20 protein-coding genes are annotated in these 21394 nt (G+C 74.9%); 3 read left to right on the forward strand and 17 right to left on the reverse strand.

Annotation, left to right across the window (positions count from 1 at the left end; genetic code table 11):
- Window positions 1-38: 38 nt before the first annotated feature.
- The 5 genes from RM425_RS15025 to ftsY form a co-directional block, all read right to left on the reverse strand.
- Window positions 39-230, reverse strand: coding sequence for a hypothetical protein (locus tag RM425_RS15025; RefSeq protein WP_311346027.1), 192 nt, complete (start codon window positions 228-230; stop codon window positions 39-41).
- A 107-nt stretch (window positions 231-337) separates the two neighbouring features.
- Complete coding sequence (locus tag RM425_RS15030) at window positions 338-2707, reverse strand: [protein-PII] uridylyltransferase (protein ID WP_311346028.1); 2370 nt, start codon at window positions 2705-2707, stop codon at window positions 338-340.
- A gap of 122 nt (window positions 2708-2829) precedes the next feature.
- The gene (locus RM425_RS15035; RefSeq protein WP_091980408.1) at window positions 2830-3168 is read right to left on the reverse strand and encodes a P-II family nitrogen regulator; all 339 of its coding nucleotides are present in this window, start codon (window positions 3166-3168) and stop codon (window positions 2830-2832) included.
- On the reverse strand, window positions 3165-4514 hold the full coding sequence (locus RM425_RS15040; RefSeq protein WP_311346029.1) for an ammonium transporter: 1350 nt from the start codon (window positions 4512-4514) through the stop codon (window positions 3165-3167). The genes RM425_RS15035 and RM425_RS15040 overlap by 4 nt, the downstream gene beginning before the upstream one ends.
- A gap of 444 nt (window positions 4515-4958) precedes the next feature.
- On the reverse strand, window positions 4959-6140 hold the full coding sequence (gene ftsY, locus RM425_RS15045; RefSeq protein ID WP_311346030.1) for a signal recognition particle-docking protein FtsY: 1182 nt from the start codon (window positions 6138-6140) through the stop codon (window positions 4959-4961).
- Window positions 6141-6227: 87 nt separating this feature from the next.
- Between ftsY and RM425_RS15050 the strand changes: the two genes are divergently transcribed.
- From RM425_RS15050 to RM425_RS15060, 3 genes are read left to right on the forward strand one after another with little or no spacing between them, the layout of a single operon-like run.
- Complete coding sequence (locus RM425_RS15050) at window positions 6228-7901, forward strand: alkaline phosphatase D family protein (protein WP_311346031.1); 1674 nt, start codon at window positions 6228-6230, stop codon at window positions 7899-7901.
- Between the two features lie 12 nt (window positions 7902-7913).
- Window positions 7914-8729, forward strand: a complete 816-nt coding sequence (locus RM425_RS15055; protein ID WP_311346032.1) for an endonuclease/exonuclease/phosphatase family protein — start codon at window positions 7914-7916, stop codon at window positions 8727-8729.
- 5 nt (window positions 8730-8734) lie between these two features.
- Window positions 8735-9235, forward strand: coding sequence for an RES family NAD+ phosphorylase (locus RM425_RS15060; RefSeq protein ID WP_311346033.1), 501 nt, complete (start codon window positions 8735-8737; stop codon window positions 9233-9235).
- A gap of 26 nt (window positions 9236-9261) precedes the next feature.
- On the opposite strand, the gene RM425_RS15065 is transcribed toward RM425_RS15060, so the two are convergent.
- From RM425_RS15065 to recG, 12 genes are all read right to left on the reverse strand, one after another.
- Complete coding sequence (locus RM425_RS15065; RefSeq protein WP_311346034.1) at window positions 9262-9912, reverse strand: DUF402 domain-containing protein; 651 nt, start codon at window positions 9910-9912, stop codon at window positions 9262-9264.
- Window positions 9913-9941: 29 nt separating this feature from the next.
- Complete coding sequence (gene smc / locus RM425_RS15070; RefSeq protein WP_311346035.1) at window positions 9942-13508, reverse strand: chromosome segregation protein SMC; 3567 nt, start codon at window positions 13506-13508, stop codon at window positions 9942-9944.
- A 71-nt stretch (window positions 13509-13579) separates the two neighbouring features.
- The gene (locus RM425_RS15075) at window positions 13580-13768 is read right to left on the reverse strand and encodes a hypothetical protein (protein ID WP_311346036.1); all 189 of its coding nucleotides are present in this window, start codon (window positions 13766-13768) and stop codon (window positions 13580-13582) included.
- 166 nt (window positions 13769-13934) lie between these two features.
- Window positions 13935-14828 (reverse strand): bifunctional DNA-formamidopyrimidine glycosylase/DNA-(apurinic or apyrimidinic site) lyase, encoded by an 894-nt coding sequence (gene mutM, locus RM425_RS15080; protein ID WP_311346037.1) that lies wholly within the window; start codon window positions 14826-14828, stop codon window positions 13935-13937.
- Between the two features lie 4 nt (window positions 14829-14832).
- The gene (rnc, locus tag RM425_RS15085) at window positions 14833-15585 is read right to left on the reverse strand and encodes a ribonuclease III (protein ID WP_311346038.1); all 753 of its coding nucleotides are present in this window, start codon (window positions 15583-15585) and stop codon (window positions 14833-14835) included.
- 35 nt (window positions 15586-15620) lie between these two features.
- Window positions 15621-15800, reverse strand: a complete 180-nt coding sequence (gene rpmF / locus RM425_RS15090; protein ID WP_311346039.1) for a 50S ribosomal protein L32 — start codon at window positions 15798-15800, stop codon at window positions 15621-15623.
- A complete protein-coding gene (locus RM425_RS15095; RefSeq protein ID WP_311346040.1) occupies window positions 15800-16423 on the reverse strand; it encodes a YceD family protein in 624 nt (207 codons plus the stop codon). Before RM425_RS15095 ends, rpmF begins: the two co-directional genes overlap by 1 nt.
- A 146-nt stretch (window positions 16424-16569) precedes the next feature.
- Window positions 16570-17331 (reverse strand): nucleoside phosphorylase, encoded by a 762-nt coding sequence (locus tag RM425_RS15100; RefSeq protein ID WP_311346041.1) that lies wholly within the window; start codon window positions 17329-17331, stop codon window positions 16570-16572.
- Between the two features lie 5 nt (window positions 17332-17336).
- The gene (locus RM425_RS15105) at window positions 17337-18008 is read right to left on the reverse strand and encodes a hypothetical protein (RefSeq protein WP_311346042.1); all 672 of its coding nucleotides are present in this window, start codon (window positions 18006-18008) and stop codon (window positions 17337-17339) included.
- A 73-nt stretch (window positions 18009-18081) separates the two neighbouring features.
- Window positions 18082-18570 carry a pantetheine-phosphate adenylyltransferase gene (gene coaD / locus RM425_RS15110; protein WP_311346043.1) on the reverse strand — a complete coding sequence of 163 codons (489 nt, stop codon included), beginning with the start codon at window positions 18568-18570 and terminating at the stop codon, window positions 18082-18084.
- On the reverse strand, window positions 18567-19121 hold the full coding sequence (gene rsmD, locus RM425_RS15115) for a 16S rRNA (guanine(966)-N(2))-methyltransferase RsmD (RefSeq protein ID WP_311346044.1): 555 nt from the start codon (window positions 19119-19121) through the stop codon (window positions 18567-18569). Before rsmD ends, coaD begins: the two co-directional genes overlap by 4 nt.
- Window positions 19122-19200: 79 nt before the next feature.
- Complete coding sequence (recG, locus tag RM425_RS15120) at window positions 19201-21393, reverse strand: ATP-dependent DNA helicase RecG (protein ID WP_311346045.1); 2193 nt, start codon at window positions 21391-21393, stop codon at window positions 19201-19203.
- Window position 21394 lies beyond the last annotated feature (1 nt).

The following is a 21394-nucleotide window of genomic DNA, read 5'->3' on the forward strand; positions in this document are numbered from 1 at the left end:
AGACACGTCGCGCCGTCCGTCCCGAGGGTATCGACGGACTAGGCGGCGTGCGTCAGGCCCGACCCGACGAGGTCCCCGACGGGGACACCGGTGACCAGCGCGGCACCGCAGTCCACGCAGGCCCACTCCGGGCACAGCCCGCCGTCCTCGGTGTGCCCGTCGATGCACGACGGCTGCACGAACTCGCGCTCGTCGCCGCAGTCGGAGCAGTGCCAGAACTGGCTGTCCACGCCGCGTCCTTCCCCCGGTGGGACCGTTCCGTCCCGCTCGGTGCCGACCGTCGCACGTGCCACCGACAGGTTTCCGCACGCGCGGCGGCGTGTCGCCGGCCCGCGGGTCAGGGGGCCCCGGTCCGCGGCGCCTCGACCGCCGGGCGCATCGCCCCGGTCAGCGCGGCGTCCACCCGCTGCCGCTGCTCCGGGTCGACGGGGTCGCCGGAGGGGTTGCACACGTAGAAGCAGTCGACCGCGTCCGCGCCGAGGGTCTCGATGCGGGCCGAGGTGACGTCGAGCCCCTCCCCCGCGATCGCCGCCGTCAGCCGGTACAGCAGCCCGGCGCGGTCACCGGCCCGGACCTCGACGATGCCGGTCGCCGCACCGCTGACCTCGCTGTTGTGCCAGGAGATCCGCGGCGGCGCGGACCGCACCCCGTCCTCGCGGTAGTCGACCTCCCGCTGCCGGAGGCGGCCGGCCAGCGGCAGGCTGCCCTCCAGCGCGGCACGCACGCCGTCTGCCAGGATCTCCGGGACGGGGGCCCGGCCGAACCGGGGCCGCACGGCGAACACGCTCACGGCGTAGGAGTCCGCCACGGTGATCTTCGCCGCCCGCACGTCCAGCTGGTTGAGCGCGAGCACGCCGGCGCAGGTGCTCAGCAGACCCGGCCGGTCGGGCGCTCCGATGGTCACCTGCTGACCGTCGGCCACGTCCTCGATCCCGACGGTCACCCGGCCGGTCCACCCGAGGACGTCGGGCATGGTGGCGGTCGCCTGCGGGGTGACGGGGTGCAGCACCGGGCTGGCCTCGCCGGTGGGGGTCCCGGCGAGCTTGCCCTGCACCCGAGCCACCAGCGCCGCCACGAGGTGGGCCTTCCACGGGGACCAGGCCGAGGTGCTCGTGGCGGCGCCGTCGGCCTGCGCCAGCGCGTGCAGGAGCTGGAGGACGGCGGTGTCGGCGCCGATGGTGGCCGCCACCCGGTCGATCGTCGCGGGGTCGTCGATGTCGCGGCGGGTCGCGGTCGCCGGGAGCAGGAGGTGGTGGCGCACCAGCGTGGCGATCACCGCCACGTCGGCCTCGGCGAAGCCCATGCGGGTCACGATGGCGGCGGCGATCGGCTCCCCGACCTCGCTATGGTCGCCGGGCCAGCCCTTGCCGATGTCGTGCAGCAGCGCAGCCACCAGCAGCAGGTCGGGGCGGTCGACGTCCCGGGTCAGCTCCGCCGCGGCGGCCGCGGCCTCGACCAGGTGGCGGTCCACGGTGAACCGGTGCCACGGGTGGCGCTGCGGCAGCGAACGGACGCGGTCCCACTCCGGGATCAGGCGGGACAGCAGGCCCTCCTGGTCCAGCTGCTCGAGCACCGGGACGGCGGAGCGGCCGCTGGCCAGCAGGCGCAGGAACGACCAGCGCACCTCCGGCGGCCAGGGCTCGGGCAGCTGCTGGCTGTGCACGGCGAGCACCTTGAGCGTGTAGGGCGACAGCAGCAGGTCCACCCGGGCCGCAGCGGCCGCGGCCCGCAGGAGCAGGCCCGGATCGGCGGCCGGGCGGGCGTCGCGGGCGAGCACGACCTCGTCGCCCTGGCGGACGACGCCGTCGGCCAGTGGCTCGCGGCGCACCCGCCGGTACCGGCTCCGGGGAGGCCGGACGAGGGCCGCCTCGACGCGCCGCCACGTCTCGTCGGCGACGAAGGCCAGCCGGCGACCGGCCAGGCTCACCTCGCGCAGGAGCGCGTCCTCCCCGGACAGGCCGAGGGCGACGGCGACGGGCCGCTGCTCCTGGCGCACCAGGACGTCGGTGGGCCGGCCGCTGCGCCGCCGGAGCTCGTCGCGCACGTCGAGCAGGAAGGAGTAGGCGGCCTCGACCTCCGACGTGGGCTCGTCGGCGAGCTGCGCGGCGGCCACGGCCCGCAGCACCTGGCCCTCGCGCAGCCCGCCGTAGGCCTCCTTGAGGTCGGGTTCGAGCAGGAACGCCAGCTCGCCGGCCTGGCGTGCGCGCCCGCGTCGCAGGTCGCGCAGCGCCGGCAGCAGCCGGGAGCCCGTCTGTCGCCAGCTGCTCAGCGTGGCGGTGCGCAGCCGGCCGGCCAGTTCGGGGTCGCCGGCCACGAGCCGGGCGTCCAGCAGTCCGAGCCCGGCCTTGACGTCGCTGGAGGCGACCGACACGGCCTCGGGCACCGAGCGCACGGAGTGGTCCAGCCGCAGCCCCGCGTCCCAGACGGGGTACCAGAGCGCGTCGGCGAGGGCGGCGATCTCGGGGCGGCCGTCGTGGACGAGCACCAGGTCCAGGTCGCCGTAGGGCGGCAGCTCCCGGCGCCCGAGGCTGCCCACCGCCATGAGCGCCAGCCCGTCGGTACCGGTCCGGGGAGGGGAGCCGCCGCGACGCGGCAGCGGCGGCGGGGTGCCGGCGACTGCGTCGTCCAGCAGCCCGGCGAGCCAGGCGTCGACGGCCCGCACGCGCTCCGCGCGGGTCAGTCCTGGCAGCGCCTCGGTGTCCAGCACGCGTTCCCCTCCGGTGACGGCCTCGCCCAGGTGGTGCGTCGGCCGGGGCGGTGGCAGAAGGACCCCCTGCCCCCCACAGCTCGCACGCTCGCCGTGGGCCCCTGCAGGGGGCCGGGGTCCTTCTACAGAGCGTCGTCCCCGCGCTCGCCGGTGCGGACGCGCACGATCTCGTCGATGGTGGTCACCCACACCTTGCCGTCGCCGATCTGCCCGGTCGAGGCGGCCTCCACGACGGCGTCCACCACGCGGGCGGCGTCCAGCTCGCTGACGACGACCTCGATGCGGACCTTCGGCACGAAGTCCACCTGGTACTCCGCGCCGCGGTAGACCTCGGTGTGACCGCGCTGGCGGCCGAAGCCCTGGACCTCGCTCACGGTGAGACCGGCGACGCCGATCAGCTCCAGAGCGTTCTTGACGTCGTCGAGCTTGAAGGGCTTGACGATCGCGGTGACGAGCTTCATGCCATGGTCCTCTCGGTGTTGCGGGCCAGACCGTCGGTGGACGTGGCACGCGCCTGGCCGGCCAGTGGTGCGGTGGAGCCGCTGCTGCCGAGCGAGGCGAAGTCGTAGCCCGACTCCGCGTGCACGACGGTGTCGATGCCGGTGACCTCGTCATCCTCGCTGATCCGGAAGCCGATCGTCTTCTGGATCACCCAGCCGATGATCAGCGTCGCCACGAAGGAGAACGCGAGCACCGCGACGGCGCCGACGACCTGGCGCCAGAGCTGGTCGACGCCTCCACCGTAGAAGAGGCCGTCGATGCCCGACGGGGCGGCCGCGGAGCCGAGGAAGCCGATGGCGATGGTCCCCCACAGGCCACCGACGAGGTGCACGCCGACGACGTCGAGGGAGTCGTCGTAGCCGAGCTTGTACTTCAGGCCCACGGCCAGCGCGCACAGGGCGCCGGCGATGACGCCGATGAGGATCGCGCCGATGGGCGTGACCGCGTTGCAGGCCGGGGTGATGGCGACCAGGCCCGCGACCACGCCGGAGGCGCCACCCAGCGACGTGGAGTGGCCGTCGCGCATCTTCTCGACGAGCAGCCAGCCGAGGATGGCGGCACCGGTCGCGACCAGGGTGTTGACCCAGGCCACCGACGCGGTGTTGTTCGCGGCGAGCGCGGAGCCGGCGTTGAAGCCGAACCAGCCGAACCACAGCAGCCCGGCACCGATCATGACCAGGGGCAGGTTGTGCGGGCGCATCGCCTCGCGGCCGAACCCGCGGCGCTTCCCGAGCACGAGGGCCAGCGCCAGGCCGGCCGCACCGGCGTTGATGTGCACCGCGGTGCCACCGGCGAAGTCGAGGGCCGCCAGGTCGTTGGCGATCCAGCCGCCCACCACGTCGTCGGCGTCGAACGCGAACACCCAGTGCGCGACGGGGAAGTAGACGATGGTCGCCCAGACGCCGGCGAACACCATCCAGGAGCCGAACTTCGCCCGGTCGGCGATGGCGCCGGAGATCAGGGCCACGGTGATGATGGCGAAGACGGCCTGGAAGCCGACGAACGCCATGACCGGCAGCCCACCGTCGGTGCTGGTGGTGTCCTCCATCAGCCCGTTCAGCCCCAAGAACTCACCCGGGTTGCCGAGGATCCCGGCGCCGCCGACGCTGTCGCCGAACGCGATCGAATAGCCGTAGAGCACCCAGAGCACGCTGATCAGCGCCAGCGCCCCGAAGCTCATCATCATCATGTTCAGCACGCTCTTCGCACGGACCATGCCGCCGTAGAAGAACGCGAGGCCTGGGGTCATCAGCAGCACGAGCGCCGCGCTGGTGAGGATCCAGGCGGTGTCGCCGGTGTTGACCACGGCAACCTCCTGTGGGGGTCGTCGGCCGGGCGGCCGGTCGGTGGCGCCGGTCCCTGCGGGGTGAGGGCGACGTGGCGTTCACCGTGCCGGGGACGTGTTTCTGCCGGCAGCGCGCCGCTGTTTCGCGGCGGTGAACTCCGCACCGCGTGTCGGCCCCCCACGTTGCGGGCGTGTTGCGCGCACCCCCTCGGGGGGACCTCAGCCGACGAGGACACGGGTCGGCTTCCGCCCCCGGTCCGCTCCTCGCTCGCTGGCGCTCGCTGCGATGCACCCGCCGGCGTCAGCCAACGAGGGCACGGGTCGGCTTCCGCCCCCGGTCCGCTCCTCGCTCGCTGGCGCTCGCTGCGATGCTCCCGCCGGCGTCAGCCGACGAGGGCACGGGTCGGCTTCCGCCCCCGGTCCGCTCCTCGCTCGCTGGCGCTCGCTGCGATGCTCCCGCCGGCGTCAGCCGACGATCGCCTCCGCGAAGGCCCGCGGCTCGAACGGCGCCAGGTCGTCGGCCCCCTCCCCCAGTCCGATCAGCTTGACCGGGATGCCCAGCTCCTGCTGCACGCGGACGACGATGCCGCCCTTCGCGGTGCCGTCGAGCTTGGTGAGCACCACGCCGGTCACCTCGACGGCCTCGGTGAACACCCGCGCCTGGACGACGCCGTTCTGCCCGGTCGTGGCGTCCAGCACCAGCAGCACCTCGGTGACCGGCGCCTGCTTCTCCACGACCCGCTTCACCTTGCCGAGCTCGTCCATCAGCCCCGACTTGGTGTGCAGCCGGCCCGCCGTGTCGACGACGACGGTGTCCGCTTCGGCCTCCATGCCGGTGCGCACGGCCTCGAACGCGACCGACGCCGGGTCGCCGCCCTCCCTGCCGCGCACGGTGAGCACGCCGACCCGCTCGCCCCACGTCTCCAGCTGGTCGGCGGCCGCGGCGCGGAAGGTGTCGGCCGCACCGAGGATCACGCTCTTGCCGTCGCCCACCAGCGCCCGGGCGATCTTGCCGACCGTCGTCGTCTTGCCGGCGCCGTTGACCCCCACGACCAGCACCACGCCGGGGCGTCCCTCGTGCCGGTCGGTGCCCAGGGTGCGGTCCAGCTCGGGCCCGAGGACGGCGGTGAGCTCGTCGACGACCAGCTCCCGCAGCTCGGTGGCCGACGCGGTCGCCAAGACCATCGACTGCGTGCGCAGGCGCTGCACGATCTGCGTGGTGGCCGCGATGCCGATGTCGGCGGCGAGGAGGGTCTCCTCGATCTCCTCCCAGTCGTCCTCGGTCAGCTTCTCGCGGGCCAGGACGGTGAGCAGGCCGCGCCCCAGGGAGGACTGCGAGCGCGCCAGCCGGGAGCGCAGCCGCACGAGCCGGCCGGCCGACGGCGGCGGCGTCTCGAAGACCAGGCCCGGCTCGGCCTGCGCCGGCGGCAGCTCGACCGTCTCGGGGGGAAGGCCCAGGCCGGACGCGGTCGAGCCCGTGCGGGCGGGTGGCGCCTCGGTGTCCGCCGGCCGCGGGCGGGTCAGCGTGGTGCCGGCGGCGGCGTCGTCGTCGAGGCGGGTGGTGCGCCGCCCCGCGTTGACGAGCAGGCCGATCCCGGCGATCAGCGCGACGACGAGGATCCCGATCGCGATCAGCACGAATTCCATACCGCGAGTCTTCCAGTCCTGACCGGCACCGCCGAGGCGGCTCCCGGCCCCGGGCGGCTCCCAGCTCGGTAGGCCAGGCTGGACCCCATGCAGCCGACCCGACCGAGCTCGCCCGCCCTCCTGCTCGGCCCCCTCCTGCGGCACGTCGACCCGGTCTCGGCGACCGTCTGGGTGGAGACCGACCGGCCCTGCGAGGTCGACGTCCTGGGTCGCAGCGCACGCACCTTCCGCGTCGCCGGCCACCACTACGCGCTGGTCGTCGTGGAGGGCCTGGAGCCGGGCAGCACCACGCCCTACGAGGTCCGGCTCGACGACGTCCGGGTCTGGCCGCCGCAGGGCTCGGAGTTCCCGGCCAGCCGGATCCGGACGCCGGGGGGTCCCGGCCCCTTCCGGCTGGCGTTCGGCTCCTGCCGCTACGCCAGCCCGCGCACGGTCGAGGAGAGCGAGGGCATCCCGCCCGACGCGCTCGACCTCTACGCCCAGCGGATCGTCGCGCAGCCCGAGGACCGGTGGCCCGACGCCCTGGTGCTCCTGGGCGACCAGGTCTACGCCGACGAGCTCACGGAGCACACGACGTCGCTGCTCCACCGCCGGCGCGACCGGCACGCCCAGCACCAGTCGCCGGACGACCAGGTCGCGGACTTCGAGGAGTACACCCGACTCTACTACGAGTCGTGGCAGGACCCCCAGGTGCGGTGGCTGCTGTCGACGATCCCGTCGTCGATGATCTTCGACGACCACGAGATGATCGACGACTGGAACACCTCGGCGGCCTGGCGGGCGACGGCCTCGCAGGAGCCCTGGTGGCAGGGCCGGATCACCGGCGGGCTGGTCAGCTACTGGGTCTACCAGCACCTGGGCAACCTCAGCCCGCAGGAGCTGGCGGCGAACGAGACCTGGCAGGCGATCCGGGACCTGAGCGCCGACGACCCCCTCCGCGACGCCGAGCCGCTGCTGCGCGGGATGGCCGAGCTGGCCGACGCCGAGCCCGCGACCATCCGGTGGAGCTACGTGCGGCACTGGGGCGACGCGCGGCTGATCATGATCGACAGCCGGGCCGGCCGCGTCCTGGAGGAGCAGCACCGCCGGATGCTCGACGAGGACGAGTTCGCCTGGGTCGAGGCCGCGATGCGCCGCGCCGTCGACGAGGGCGTCGAGCACCTGATCGTCGGCACCTCGCTGCCCTGGCTGCTGCCGCACGCCATCCACAACATCGAGCGGTGGAACGAGACGCTCAACATCCGGCACCACACCCGCTGGCGCGGCCGGCTCTCCGAGAAGATCCGGCAGGCCGCCGACCTGGAGCACTGGTCGGCGTTCGGCCACTCCTTCGAGCGGCTGGGTGCGGCGCTGACGGCGGTCGCCCGGGGCGAGCACGGCCGGGCGCCGGCCACGGCACTGGTCCTCTCCGGCGACGTCCACCACGCCTACGCCGCCGAGCTGGTGCGTCCGGGCGGCCTGAAGGCCCGGGTGCACCAGCTCACCGTCTCACCGCTGCACAACCAGGCGCCGCACCCGATCCGCATCGGCTTCAAGATCGGCTGGAGCCGGGCCGCGCGTCGCTGGACCGCGCGCCTGGCACGCCTGGCCAAGTCCGAGCCCACGGCACTGCAGTGGGACAAGCAGGCCGGCCCGTTCTTCGGCAACCAGATCGGTGAGCTGGTGCTGGACGGCCGGGAGGCGCGTTTCCTGCTGTCGGTCTCGGAGATCGGCGACGAGTCCCTGCGCGAGGTGCTCGACGCCCGGTTGTCCGATGCCTGAGAAGCTGGCGCGGTGACCGACGCATTCGGCATCCGACCCGCACCCGGGCCCGACCAGCCGCCCATCCCCGTCCGGCTGGTCACCTTCAACACCCACCACGGGGTCGGGGACGACGACCGGCACGACCTGCCGCGGCTGGCCAAGGTGCTGGCCGACGCCGACGCCGACGTCATCTGCCTGCAGGAGGTCGACCGCTGGTTCGGCGAGCGCAGTGAGGACGTCGACCAGGCGCTGCTGCTCTCCCGCGCGCTGGACATGCAGCTGGCCTGGGGGCCGGCCATCGACGAGCCGCACCCGGGCGACCGGCCGCGCCGCCAGTACGGCAACGCGCTGCTCTCCCGGCTGCCGATCCTGATCAGCGACGTCCACCGGCTGCCCGGCACGGGCGAGCCCCGTAGCGCCCTGCGCACCATGCTCGAGCTCGACGGCGGGACCCTGTGGGTGACCGCCACGCACCTGACCACCCGGTCGGCCGCCGAACGGGCCGATCAGGTCGGCGCCCTCGCCGCGCTGCACACCGCGGAGATGGCGTCCGGCGTGCTCGTGGGTGACTTCAACGCCCGGCCCGACGCTCCGGAGCTGCACCCGCTGCGGGAGCGCTTCACCGATGCCTGGGAGCTGGCCGAGGACCGCGGCGACCAGGCCGGCTGGCGCTTCTGGCAGCGGGACGAGGGGCACACCCACCCGGCGCACTCGCCGCACCGGCGCATCGACCAGGCCTGGGTCTCCTCCGGCGTCACGGTCGCCGCGGCGCGGGTCCTCGATGCCGACGGGGCGTCGGACCACCTGCCGTTCGTGGTCGACCTGCGGATCCCCTCCGGCGTCTGAGACCCGTGCCTGCGCTCGTCGCCGGGGACGATCCACTGGCGCGCACCGTCAGCGGGACGTTCTACCGCGCCGTGGACCCGGCCCACCGCGCGGCCGCGCTCGCCGGCTCGCGGTCGGCCGGCCGCTACTCCCCGGCGGACGTACCGACGCTGTACCTCAGCGCATCGCGGGAGGGTGTCGCCGCCGCGATGCTCGCCCACACCGGTGCGCGGATCCCGGCGCTGGACGTGCCGGCGTTCGCGGTGGCGGCCGACCGGATCGTCGACCTGCGCGCGCACGAGGCGCTGCGGTCGGCCGGCATCGATCCCGCGGACGCCGCCGCCGACTGGCAGGAGATCGTCGCGGCCGGCGGCTCGCCCCCGTCGTGGCGGGTCCGCGAGGCGCTCGAACGGCGGGGCGCGCACGGCCTGATCGATCCGTCGCGCAGGCAGCCGCACCTCTGGCACCTCGTGCTCTTCCGGTGGAACGGCCCGGTCGCGCCCAGCGTCCGCGAGATCCCGGACTGACGGCCGGTGGTGCGCACGCGCCGCCGTCAGGTGCCGGCGCCACCCGCCTCGGCGTCGTCCCAGCCGGCCGGCAGCCGCGGCACGCCCCACGCCGGGTCGGGACGCCAGCTGTCCCAGTCCTCCCCGAACGGCAGCTCGTTCGCCTCGAGCCGGCGGATGACGTCGGCCGCCTCCGCGCGCACGCGCTCCCCGGTCACCGCGTCGAAGATCCCGCGGTCCACGAGCTGGTCGAACTCGTCGGCGTCCTTCCACCACCAGACCCGGTCGGGCGTGGCGACGACATCGAGCGCCAGGTCCATCGACTCGATCCCGATGGCCGTCCGGCGGAACGGGCGCTGCAGGTTGACGTACCAGCCGTACCGCTCGCCGGTCGGCAGCCAGCTGGCCCACACCGCGTGCCAGTCGCCGGGCCGGAGGATCCACAGGCACGAGACGTCCCACACGTGGTCCACGTGGACCCAGTCGCCGCGTTCGAGCAGATCGATGACCCTGGCCGTCCGTTCCCCGGGATCCTCCCGGTGCGGCGGGGTCATGGGCACCTTCCGCACCGTGCCGGCCGGGAGCCAGAACAGCATGCGGTCCGGCGAGTCCTCCACGACGACGAGCGGGCGGGCCGCCCAGACGCGGTCCCGCCAGACCTCCTGGTGCACGACGACGTCCCCGGGTGCCCATGTCATCGGCCGATCCTGGCAGCACCGGGGCCGGATCAGGCGGCCGGGAGCTCCCGCAGCCGCTGGCTGATCACCCCGGTGATGCCGTCGCCGCGCATGCTCACGCCGTAGAGCGCGTCGGCGATCTCCATCGTCCGCTTCTGGTGGGTGATGACGATCAGCTGCGAGGTCGACCGCAGCTGCTCGACCAGCGTGAGCAGCCGGCCCAGGTTGACGTCGTCCAGCGCCGCCTCGACCTCGTCGAGGACGTAGAACGGCGAGGGCCGGGCGCGGAAGATCGCCACGAGCAGCGCGACGGCGGTCAGGGACCGCTCGCCACCGGAGAGCAGGGAGAGCCGCTTGACCTTCTTGCCCGGCGGGCGCGCCTCGACCTCGATGCCGGTGGTGAGCATGCTGTCGGGCTCGGTGAGCACGAGCCGGCCCTGCCCGCCCGGGAACAGCGTGGCGAAGACGCCCTCGAACTCCCGGGCGACGTCGGCGAAGGCCGCGGCGAAGACGTCGTGGATCCGGTTGTCCACCTCGCGGACGACGGTGAGCAGGTCGCGGCGGGTGCTCTTGAGGTCCTCGAGCTGGGTGGCGAGGAACGTGTGCCGCTCCTCGAGCGCCGCGAACTCCTCCAGGGCGAGCGGGTTGACCTTGCCCAGCGTGGCCAGGTCGCGCTCGGCGCGGGCCGCGCGCCGCTCCTGCACGGCCCGGTCGTAGGGGCTGGGCGCCGGAGGCTCCTCGCCGGCGGCCTCCGCCGCGGCCTCCTCGGCCGGGGACGGCGGAACGGGGGCGGCCGGCCCGTACTCGGCGACCAGCGTCGGCAGGTCGACGCCGTACTCCTCGGCGGCCCGGCCCTCGAGCGCCTCGATGCGCAGCCGCTGCTCGGCCCGTGCGACCTCGTCGCGGTGCACCTCGTCGGTGAGCCGGTCCAGCTCGGCGGTCGCGGCACGCACCCGCCCGCGGACCTCGAGCAGCTCGGCCTCGGCAGCCGCCCGGCCGGTGGCGAGCGCGTCCCGCTCGGCGGCCGCCCGCGCCAGTGACGCGGTCAGGGCGACCAGCGCCCGCTCGGCATCGGCACGGACCCGCTCGGCCACGGCGGCGCCGCGCCGGCGCGCGGCCCGGGCCTCGGCCGCGCGTTCGCGGGCGGCGCGTTCCTGCCGGGCCTGGCGGCGCAGCGACTCCGCGCGGCCCTGCAGGGCCCGCGCGCGCTCCTCGGCGGTGCGCACCGCGAGCCGGGCCTCGGTCTCCCCCTGCCGGGCCGCCGCGACCTCGGCGCGCAGCTGGTCGCGCTCCTCGGTGGGCGGCTCCTCCTCGACCGGCGCCGCCTCGGCCTCGGCGAGCCTGGACTCCAGGCCGCCGAGCGCGAGCTGCGCCGCCTCCAGCGCCCCCTCGGCGCGGACCCGTGCGCTCTCGTGCCGCTCGGCCTCGGCGGCCGCCGAGCGCGCAGCGGCACCCAGCTCGGCCAGCTCCGCGGCCACCTTCGACCGGCCGCGATCGGCCGCCTGCCGCGCCGCCTGGGTCTCGTCCACCTCGGCGGAGCGGGCGCGGGCGGCGTCCCGCGCGGCCGCCAGCTCGTCGGCGAGACCGGCGGCGCGCTCGATCGCGGCGCGCAGCTCGCGCTCGGCGTCGTCGACCCGGGCGCGGACCTCCAGGTTGGACGGCGCATCCCGCTGACCTCCCTGCGCCCAGTCGGCGCCGAGCAGGTCGCCCTCGGCGGTGACGGCGCGGATCCGCGGGTGGGTGCCGACCAGCTCGACCGCCGCGGCGAGGTCGGGGACGACGGCCACCCGCTCGAGGGTGCGGGCCAGCGCGGGCCGCAGCTCCTCCGGTGCCTCCACCACGTCCAGCGCCCAGCGGGCACCGGCCGGCAGCTCCGGCCAGCCGTCCCGGGGCACCGGCGGCAGTCCGCCGGTGACGAGCAGCCCCGTCCGGCCTCCTTCGGTGGCGCTCAGGTGGGTCAGGGCGGCGGCGGCGTCGGCCACCCCCGCCACGACGACGGCGTCGGCCATCCCGCCCAGCGCGGCGGCCAGCGCCACCTCGTCGCCGGGGTGGACGGTGAGCCGCTCGGCGACCGGCCCCAGGACGCCGGGCAGCCCGGCCCCCAGCACGGCGGCCGCGCCGTCGGCCGGGGTGAGGCCGAGGGCCAGGGCGTCGCGACGGGCCTGCCAGGACGCGCGGTCGCGCTCGGCGGCGCGCTCGGCGGCGGTCAGCTCGGTGACCGCGGTGGCGGCGGCGGCGTGCGCGGCGACGGCGTCCTGGTGCGCGGTGACCAGGGCGACGTCGGCGTCCTCCTGCTCGGCCACCCCGGCGCGCCGGTCGGCGAGCCGGTCCGCTGCGGCCTCGGCGCGCTCGGTGGCCTCGGCCGCGGCCAGGGCCAGACGCTCGATCTCGGCCTGTCCCGCGGTGACCCGGGAGCGCGCGGCCGCGACCTCGCCGGAGAGCCGGGCCAGCCCTTCGCGGCGGTCGGCCAGCGCACGCGCAGCGGTGACCCAGGCCGCCTCCGCCTCGGCGAGCGCGGACTCCAGCCGGCCGCGCTCCGCGACGACGCCGCCCAGCCGGCTCCGCTCGGCCTCCAGGCCGGCGGCCAGCTCGGCCTCGTTCGCGGCGACGCGGTCGGACTCGGCGTCCAGCTGGTCGGGATCGCGTCCCGCCGTCGCGGCCGGACCGGCGGCCGAGAGGTGACGGGACCGCTCGGCGGCCAGCGAGGCCACGCCACGGAACCGCTCGGTCAGGGCGGAGAGCCGGTACCAGGTGTCCGAGGCCGCGGCGAGCCTCGGTGCGCTCTCCGCCAGGCCCGACTCGAGCTCGGCCTCGCGCCGGGAGACGATCGAGAGGATCTGCTCGACCTCCGAGCGGCGCGCGCGGGCGGCGTCCTCGTCGGCGACGTCCTTGTCGAGGGCGTCGCGCAGCTGCACGAGGTCGTCGGCGAGCAGCCGGAGCCGGGCGTCGCGGAGGTCGGCCTGCACGCCGGCGGCGCGCCGGGCGACCTCCGCCTGCCGGCCCAACGGCTTGAGCTGGCGGCGCAGCTCGGCGGTGAGGTCGGCCAGCCGGTCGAGGTTGGCCTGCATCCCGTCGAGCTTGCGGAGCGCCTTCTCCTTGCGCTTGCGGTGCTTGAGGACGCCGGCGGCCTCCTCGATGAAGGCGCGGCGGTCCTCGGGACGGCCGGACAGGACGGCGTCGAGCTGGCCCTGGCCGACGATGACGTGCATCTCGCGGCCGATTCCCGAGTCGCTGAGCAGCTCCTGCACGTCGAGCAGCCGCACCTTGTCGCCGTTGATCTCGTACTCGCTCTCCCCGGAGCGGTACATGCGGCGGGTGATCGAGACCTCGGTGTACGCGATCGGCAGCGCGCCGTCGGTGTTGTCGATGGTCAGCGTCACCTCGGCGCGGCCCAGCGCCGGCCGCCCGGCGGTGCCGGCGAAGATGACGTCCTCCATCTTGCCGCCGCGCAGGCTCTTCGCGCCCTGCTCGCCGAGGACCCAGGCGATGGCGTCGACGACGTTGGACTTGCCCGACCCGTTGGGGCCGACGACGGCGGTGATGCCGGGCTCCAGCCGGAGCGTCGTCGCGGACGCGAAGGACTTGAAGCCCTTGAGCGTCAGGCTGGAGAGGTGCACGGGACGGGGAGCTTACTGTCGCCGGCCGCCCGGCAGGGGCAGATCGTGACCGGTGGTGCGGGTGTGACGGCTCAGGCGAGAGCGGGCTCGCTCGAGCCGGTCAGCGAGAGCAACTCGTGGGCGATGGCGGCGTCGCGCTGCGATCGCAGCTCCTCCAGCTCCAGCTCCAGCCGCCGCACCTTCGCGCGGAGGACGGCGTTCTCCTCGACCATGCGCAGCTGCGCGGGGGCGACGACGTGACCGAACAGGGCCTTGGCCATGGCTGGAACGGCCTTTCAGACAGCGAGAGGGTGAGCCGGCGCCCCGGACTGCGGTCGGCGCGGCTGTGGTATTGCCAGGGTGACAGGCCCGCAGACGCAGGTCAACGGCGACGATGCTCGCTCACCGTGTCCGGGGGATGTCGTTTTCGTCACTCTGCGGTGAAGCTCAGGGCCGGCGCGCCGAGGCCGACGACGCCCGAGGGCGGGGCTGGCAGACCGGGCAGCTGTAGCTGGAGCGGTTCATGAACGACTCGCGGCGGATCGGCGTCCCGCAGCGGGGGCAGGGCCGGTCGAGCTGCCCGTAGACGGCGAGGAAGCGGGAGAAGTAGCCGCTCTGCCCGTTGACGTCCACGTAGAGCGAGTCGAAGGACGTGCCGCCCTGGGCCAGCGCCTCCCCCAGCACGTCCCGGACCCCCTCGAGGAGATCGGCGACCTGGGCGCGGGTGAGCTTGTCGGTGGGCCGGGCCCCGTGCAGCCGCGCCCGCCACAGCGCCTCGTCGGCGTAGATGTTGCCGACGCCGCCGATCAGGGTCTGGTCGAGCAGGGCGCGCTTGACCTCGGTGCGCCGGCGGCGGAGCGCCGCGGAGAAGGCGTCCACGTCGAAGGCCTCGTCGAGCGGGTCGATCGCGATGTGCGCCAGGCGCGGCGGCACGGAGTCCCCCGCGCCCAGCTCCTCCACCGCGAGCCCGCCGAACGTGCGCTGGTCGACGAAGCGCAGCTCGCGGCCGCGGTCGGTGAAGGTGAACCGGGCGCGCAGGTGGGTCTCGTCGGGCGCGGACGGCTTCTCGACCAGCAGCTGCCCGCTCATGCCCAGGTGGGCGACGAGCGCACGCCCGGTCGGCGCGCCTCCGGGCTCGGCGACGGGCAGCCAGAGGTACTTGCCGCGGCGGTGGGCGGCAGTCAGCGTCCGGCCGGTCAGCGCCTGGACGAAGGAGTCGGCGCCCTCGAGGTGCCGGCGGATCGCGCGCGGGTGGTGCACCTGCACGGAGGCCACCGTACGACCGGCGACCCACTGCTCCAGACCCCGCCGTACGACCTCGACCTCGGGAAGTTCGGGCACGGGGTCAGGCCTCGGTGGACAGCGCTCGCCAGGCCACCTCGGCGGCCTCCTGCTCGGCCGCCTTCTTGGTGCGCCCCCGGCCCCGGCCCCGGACGGTGCCGGCCAGCAGGACGGCGGCGGTGAAGGTCTTCGCGTGGTCGGGACCCTCGTCCTGGGTCTCGTAGCTCGGGGCGCCCAGACCGAGCGCCGCACCGAGCTCCTGGAGGCTGGTCTTCCAGTCCAGGCCGGCGCCGCGGGTCGCGGACTCGACCAGCAGCGGGTCGAACAACCGGTGCACGAGGGCCGAGGCGGTGTCCAGCCCGCAGCCGAGGTGCACCGCGCCGATCAGCGCCTCGACCGCGTCGGCGAGGATCGAGTCCTTCTCGCGGCCCCCCGTGGTCTCCTCGCCACGACCGAGGAGCAGGTGCGGTCCGACTCCGCCGTCGCCGAGCCGCCGGGCCACGCCGGCCAGCGAGGTCATGTTCACGACCGAGGCGCGCAGCTTGGCCAGCTGCCCCTCGGGCAGGTCCGGCTGGCTGCGGTAGAGCTCGTCGGTCACGACGAGGCCGAGCACCGAGTCGCCGAGGAACTCGAGGCGCTCGTTGGTCGGCAGACCGCCGTTCTCGTACGCGAACGACCGGTGGGTCAGGGCCAGGTCGAGCAGCCCGTCGGGCAGCTCCACGCCGAGGGCGGCCCGCGCCCACGCGGCGGCGCGCGCGGCGTGCTCCGGGCCGCCCGGGGGACGGCCGGCGGTGCTCCCCTGCTCGGGGTGCGTCACAGCGGCCGCCCTCCTCCCGGCGATGCGGTCGTCGATCAGACCGACAGGACCTGACGGCCGGCGTGCTGACCGCAGTTCGGGCAGGCGATGTGCGGCGGCTTGAGCTCACCGCAGGCGCGGTTGGGGCAGGGCGCGAGCGTGGGGGCGACGGCCTTCCACTGCGAGCGGCGCATGCGGGTGTTGGCGCGGGACATCTTCCGCTTCGGGACGGCCATCAGTTCTCCTTGGTGGTGTCGTCACCGGGGGTGTCCGGTGAGGAGGCGAATCGATCGGCGAGGCCGGCCCAGCGCGGGTCGGTGATCTCGTGGGTGTGGTCGGCGGGCAGGTCGTCGAGCCGCTGCCCGCAGTCGACGCACAGCCCGGCGCAGTCCTCGGTGCACACCGGCGAGAGCGGCAGGCTGAGGACGACGGTGTCGCGGGCCAGGGGCTCGAGGTCGAGGAAGTCGCCGTCGACGAGGCGGACCTCGTCCTCCTCGCTGGTCGCCTCGGTCGTGCTGCCCTCGTAGGCGTAGAGCTCCTGGACGTCGAGGGTGAGCGTGTCCTCGATCGGCTCGAGGCAGCGGGCGCAGGAACCGACGAGCGGCACCTGGATCTCCCCGGAGACCAGCACGCCCTCCATCACCGACTCCAGGCGCAGCCGCAGGTGCACGTCGGCGCCGGCCGGCACGCCGATGAGCTCGACCTTCCACTCCTCGGGAGCGGACGCCGTGCGCTCGAGCTCCTGCATCGCGCCCGCACGCCGACCGAGCTCCCGGAGGTCGAGCCGCCAGGGGTTGGCGGAGGGACGCCGGCCCGAGGTGCGGGCGGCGTCACGGCGGGGCGCAGGAGCGGCAGGCATGTCAGTACTCGCGGTAGGTAGTGGGGAGGGGCCCGACCCGGGGCGGAACCACCGGGACTCGAACCGAGACGCCAGCCTACCCGACCGGCGACAGCACGCAGGGGCCGGTGAGGGGACCCCCCTGCGACAGGGCGCGGGACGCGGGACTACAGCCGCATGACCGCCGCGACGGCCAGCCAGAACAGATCGCGCCGGGCGGACGACGTCTGCCACTGGCGGCTGTCCCACACCTCTCCGCTGACGTCGTCGCCGGCGTAGAGGTACTGGCCGAACGTCACCGACCGGTGACGGGCGACCGCGAAGAAGGCCGCGGCCTCCATCTCCACCGTCAGGCACCCCTCGGCCCGGCGTGCGGCGATCTTGGCCTGGGTCTCCCGGTAGGGGGCATCCGTCGTCCACGTCTTCCCCACGACGTGCGGGATGTCGCGCTCCGCCAGCACTGCGGAGAGGACGGCGGTCACGGCCGGGTCCGCGGCCACCTCCCGGCTGGCCGGGAGGTAGTGGTACGAGGTCCCCTCGTCCCGGACCGCCGAATCCGGGACGACGACGTGCCCCAGTGCCAGACCGGGGATCACCGCGCCCGCACCGCCGCAGGCCACGAACGTGCGGCAGCCGGTCGCGATCATCTCCTCGAGGACACCGCTGGTGAGCGGGGCACCGACCCCGGGGTGGAAGACCCCGACGTGGCCCCCCTCGACGGGCAGGCGGTACAGGCGGTGCACACCGCTCTCCCACGTCGTCTCGGCCACGACGTCGGCGCGGCCGTCCCCGCAGACCTCGTCGATCACGTCGCGGAAGAAGCACACCACCGCACGCTCGGGCACCTCCCCGGTGGTGACGGCGGGCGAGGGGTCGAACAGGGCAGGCGACTGCCCGTCGAACTCCGCGAGCGGGAGGTCGGGGGCCACGCCAGCTACTCGCGCAGGGTGGTGCGGGCCTTCTCCACCGAGCGCAGCATCCGCTCGAGCGTCGTGCCGAAGTCGGCCAGCCGGGTGTCGACGTACTCGTCGACCTCGACGCGCATGCGCGCGGCCTCGGTGTGCGCCTGGGCGCCGAGCTCGTCGGCCCGGTCCACCGCGGTGCGGTAGACCTCGGTCTCGGTGATGAGCCGCTCGTGCTCGGCCTGCGCCTCGGCGATCATCGCCTCGCGCCTGCGCCGGCCGTCGGCGATCAGCGCCTCGGCCTCGCCCTCGGCGATCAGCGCCTCGGCGTCGGCCTGCGCCTGGGCGAGGAGCTCGTCCCGCTGCCGGCGCGCGGTGCCCAGCAGCTCGTCGCGCTGCCGCCGCCCCGCCTCGAGCAGCCGCTCGGCCTCCTCGCGGGTGCGGGTGGTCACCCGCTCCGCCTCGGCCTGGGCCTGCTGCAGGATCTCGGTGCGCTGCTCGACGATGGCGCCGGCGGCCTGCACGTCCTCGGGCAGGGACTCCCGCAGGTCGTCGAGGAGATCCAGGACGTGGTCGCGCGGGACCATGCAGGAGCTCGACATGGGGACGCTGCGGGCGTTCTCGATGACGGTGGTGAGCTCGTCGACGGTCTCGTAGAGGCGGTAGACGACCTCGGTGGTGTTCATGCGCCCAGGGCGCGTCACGCTTCCTCCTCGCTGGCACTCGTCGTCCGCGTGCCGGGGCGTGCTGCGCTCATGCGTGACCTCGCGAGCTCGGTCACGACGCCCCCTCGCGGCCGGCCCGCGCGCGCAGCCGGTCGTTCACGACCTTCGGCACCAGCCGCGACACGTCGCCACCGAAGGTCGCGATCTGCTTGACCAGGCTCGAGGACAGGTGGCCCACCTGCGGGGCGGTCGGGACGAACAGGGTCTCGATGGCGGCCAGCTCGCGGTTCATCTGCGCCATCTGCAACTCGTACTCGAAGTCGCTGACCGCGCGCAGGCCCTTGACGATCACGGGGATGTCGTGGGCGCCGCAGTAGTCGACCAGCAGGCCGGAGAAGCTGTCGACGGTGACGTTCGGCAGGTGGCCGACGGCCTCGCGCAGCAGCTCCATGCGCTCCTCGACCGGGAAGAACCCCGCCTTGCCCGGGTTCACCAGCACCGCGACGACGAGTTCGTCGTACAGCGCCGCGGCGCGGTCGATGACGTCGACGTGGCCGTTGGTGACCGGGTCGAACGATCCGGGGCACACGGCGCGTCTCACGACAGCCGACCGTACCGGAGCAGGGCCTCCCCGTAGCGCCGATCGCGCACTCCGGTTAGGGGTGTCGGCCATTCCCAGGGCTCGTCACGTCGGCCGCGCTCGACGACCAGCACCGCGTCGGGCGCCAGCCAGCCGCCCGAGACCAGCGATCCGAGGACCGCGAGCACCTCCTCGGCCGGCGTCGCGTACGGCGGATCGGCGAGGACGAGGTCGAAGCGCTCCGGCGGTGGGCCGGCGACGACGGTGGGCACGGAGCCGGCCTGCACCCGGCCACCGGGGAGTCCGACGGTCGAGAGGTTGGCGCGCAGGACCGGCAGCACCCCGCCGCCGTTCTCCACGAACAGGACCGAGCGCGCTCCGCGGCTCAGCGCCTCGAGGCCGAGCGCGCCGGAGCCGGCGTAGAGGTCCAGGACGGCAGCCCCCTCCAGCTCCAGCATCGCGCCGAGGCTGTTGAACAGCGCTCCCCGGGCCTTGTCGCCGGTCGGCCGCACCCCCGCGCGCGGGACGGCCAGCCGCCGCCCCCCGGCGAGCCCGGAGATCACACGGGTCATGACGTCGTCCGATCGGAACGGCCCTCGTGCAGGGGCCCGCCGCGAGCCTGCGAGTGGCGGGGGGCACGGGGGTCCTTCTTCATGCCTTCTCCAGCCATTCGGCGCGCTCGTCGGTGGCCAGCGCGGCGACCTCGGCGGCGAGCCCGGGGTGGTCGGCGAGGCCGCGGTCGGTGCCGAGGAGGGCGGTGGCCTCGGTGCGGGCGGAGCTGATGAGCTCCTCGTCCTCCAGCAGGGAGAGCAGCCGGATGCCCGAGCGCCGGCCGGACTGGGCCGCACCCAGCACGTCCCCCTCCCGGCGGGTCTCCAGGTCCAGCCGGGCCAGCTCGAACCCGTCGGAGGTCGCGGCGACGGCGTCCAGCCGCTGGCCGGTCGGGGACGAGGTGGGCGCCTCGGTGACCAGCAGGCAGAGGCCCGGGTGCGCACCCCGGGCGACGCGGCCGCGCAGCTGGTGCAGCTGGCTGACCCCGAACCGGTCGGCGTCCATGACCACCATGACGGTGGCGTTGGGCACGTCGACCCCGACCTCGACGACGGTGGTGGCCACCAGCACCTGGGTCTCACCGGCGGCGAAGGCGCGCATGCTGGCGTCCTTCTCCTCCGGTGTCATCCGGCCGTGCAGGACGTCCAGCCGCAGCCCGGCCAGCGGACCGCTGCGGAGGAGCTCGGCGACGTCGAGGACGGCCAGCGGTGGACGGCGGTCGGTGCGTGCGCCGTCGTCCTCGGCCGGGGCGCCGTCGGCGTCCTCGGGCTCGTCCTCGCCGGGGACGTCGCCGATGCGCGGGCAGACGACGTAGGCCTGCCGCCCGGCGCCGACCTCCTCGCGCAGCCGCGCCCACGCGCGGTCGACCCAGCCGGGCTTCTCCACCGCCGGCACGACGGAGCTGGAGACGCCGCCGCGGCCGCTGGGCAGCTGCCGCAGCGTGGAGATCTCCAGGTCGCCGTAGACGGTCATGGCGACGGTGCGCGGGATCGGGGTGGCGGTCATGACCAGCACGTGCGGCGGACGGCTGCCCTTGGCCCGCAGCGCGTCGCGCTGCTCGACGCCGAAGCGGTGCTGCTCGTCGACGACGACCAGACCGAGGTCGGCGAACTCGACGGTCTGCTGCAGCAGCGCGTGCGTGCCGATCACGATGCCGGCGCTGCCGTCGGCGACCTCGGTCAGCGCCTGCCGCCTCGCCGCCGCCTTGAGCGAGCCGGTGAGCAGGGTGACCCGGGTGCCGGCGGGGTCGCCGTCCAGCTCGCCGGCGCGGCCGAGAGATCCCAGCAGCTGGCGGATGCCGCGGGCGTGCTGGGCGGCGAGCACCTCGGTCGGCGCGAGCAGCGCGGCCTGGCCGCCGGCGTCGACCACCTGGGCCATCGCCCGCAGCGCCACCACCGTCTTGCCGGAGCCGACCTCGCCCTGCAGCAGCCGGTGCATCGGCTGGTCCCGGTCGAGCTCGGCGGCGAGCTCCTCCCCCACCTCGCGCTGCCCCTCGGTGAGCGCGAAGGGCAGGGCGGCGTCGACGGCGTCGAGCAGCCCACCGGACCGGCGCGGCCGCGCGATGCCGGGCTCGAGCGCGGCCGCGCGGCGCCGGGCGGCGAGGGTGAGCTGCAGGACCAGCGCCTCGTCCCACTTCAGCCGGGACGCCGCGCGCTCGACGTCCTCCATCGTGGTGGGCCGGTGGATGTCCAGCAGCGCGTCGGGCAGCGGGAGCAGCCCGTGGCGGGACCGGATCTCCTCGGGCAGCGGGTCGACGACGATGTCGCCCAGCTCTCCGGACGCGCCCAGCAGCAGCTTCACCGACTTCTGGATCACCCAGCTGGAGACGTCCTTGCTGGCCGGGTAGATCGGCACCAGGGCCCGCGCCCAGTCGTCCTCGTCGTCGGCCCCGTCCAGCAGGTGCATGTCGGGGTGCGCGAACTGCTTCTCGCCGCGCCACTCCCCCACGGTGCCGGCGAACATGCCCCAGGCGCCGGGCTTCAGCTGCGCGTGCCGGTGGTTGAAGAACACCAGCTTCATGCGCCCGCTGCCGTCACCGACCACCACCTCGGTGAGCGAACCCCGCCGGTTGCGCATCGGCCGGGTGCTCACGCTCCGGACCTGGGCCAGCACGGTCACCCGATCGCCCACCTGGACGTCGGCGAGGTCGGCCTGCTCGCCGCGGCTGGCGTAGCGGCGCGGGTAGTGCCGGAGCAGGTCGCCCACCGTCTCCAAGCCCAGCTGCTCGCTCATGCCGGTGGCCGTCTTGGGGCCCAGCACGCGGGCCAGCGGCGTCCGCATGGTCACGGCCACG

It is taken from the genome of Blastococcus goldschmidtiae, assembly GCF_031845325.1.
Classification (GTDB): domain Bacteria; phylum Actinomycetota; class Actinomycetes; order Mycobacteriales; family Geodermatophilaceae; genus Blastococcus; species Blastococcus goldschmidtiae.

Bases quoted from the DNA above. Each gene is read 5' to 3' on its own strand.
- RM425_RS15075 (WP_311346036.1), bottom strand. From the start codon at position 13,768: ATGGCCAAGGCCCTGTTCGGTCACGTCGTCGCCCCCGCGCAGCTGCGC.
- RM425_RS15035 (WP_091980408.1), bottom strand. From the start codon at position 3,168: ATGAAGCTCGTCACCGCGATCGTCAAGCCCTTCAAGCTCGACGACGTC.
- RM425_RS15095 (WP_311346040.1), bottom strand. From the start codon at position 16,423: ATGCCTGCCGCTCCTGCGCCCCGCCGTGACGCCGCCCGCACCTCGGGC.
- RM425_RS15065 (WP_311346034.1), bottom strand. From the start codon at position 9,912: ATGACATGGGCACCCGGGGACGTCGTCGTGCACCAGGAGGTCTGGCGG.
- rpmF (WP_311346039.1), bottom strand. From the start codon at position 15,800: ATGGCCGTCCCGAAGCGGAAGATGTCCCGCGCCAACACCCGCATGCGC.
- ftsY (WP_311346030.1), bottom strand. From the start codon at position 6,140: ATGGAATTCGTGCTGATCGCGATCGGGATCCTCGTCGTCGCGCTGATC.
- RM425_RS15050 (WP_311346031.1), top strand. From the start codon at position 6,228: ATGCAGCCGACCCGACCGAGCTCGCCCGCCCTCCTGCTCGGCCCCCTC.
- rsmD (WP_311346044.1), bottom strand. From the start codon at position 19,121: ATGACCCGTGTGATCTCCGGGCTCGCCGGGGGGCGGCGGCTGGCCGTC.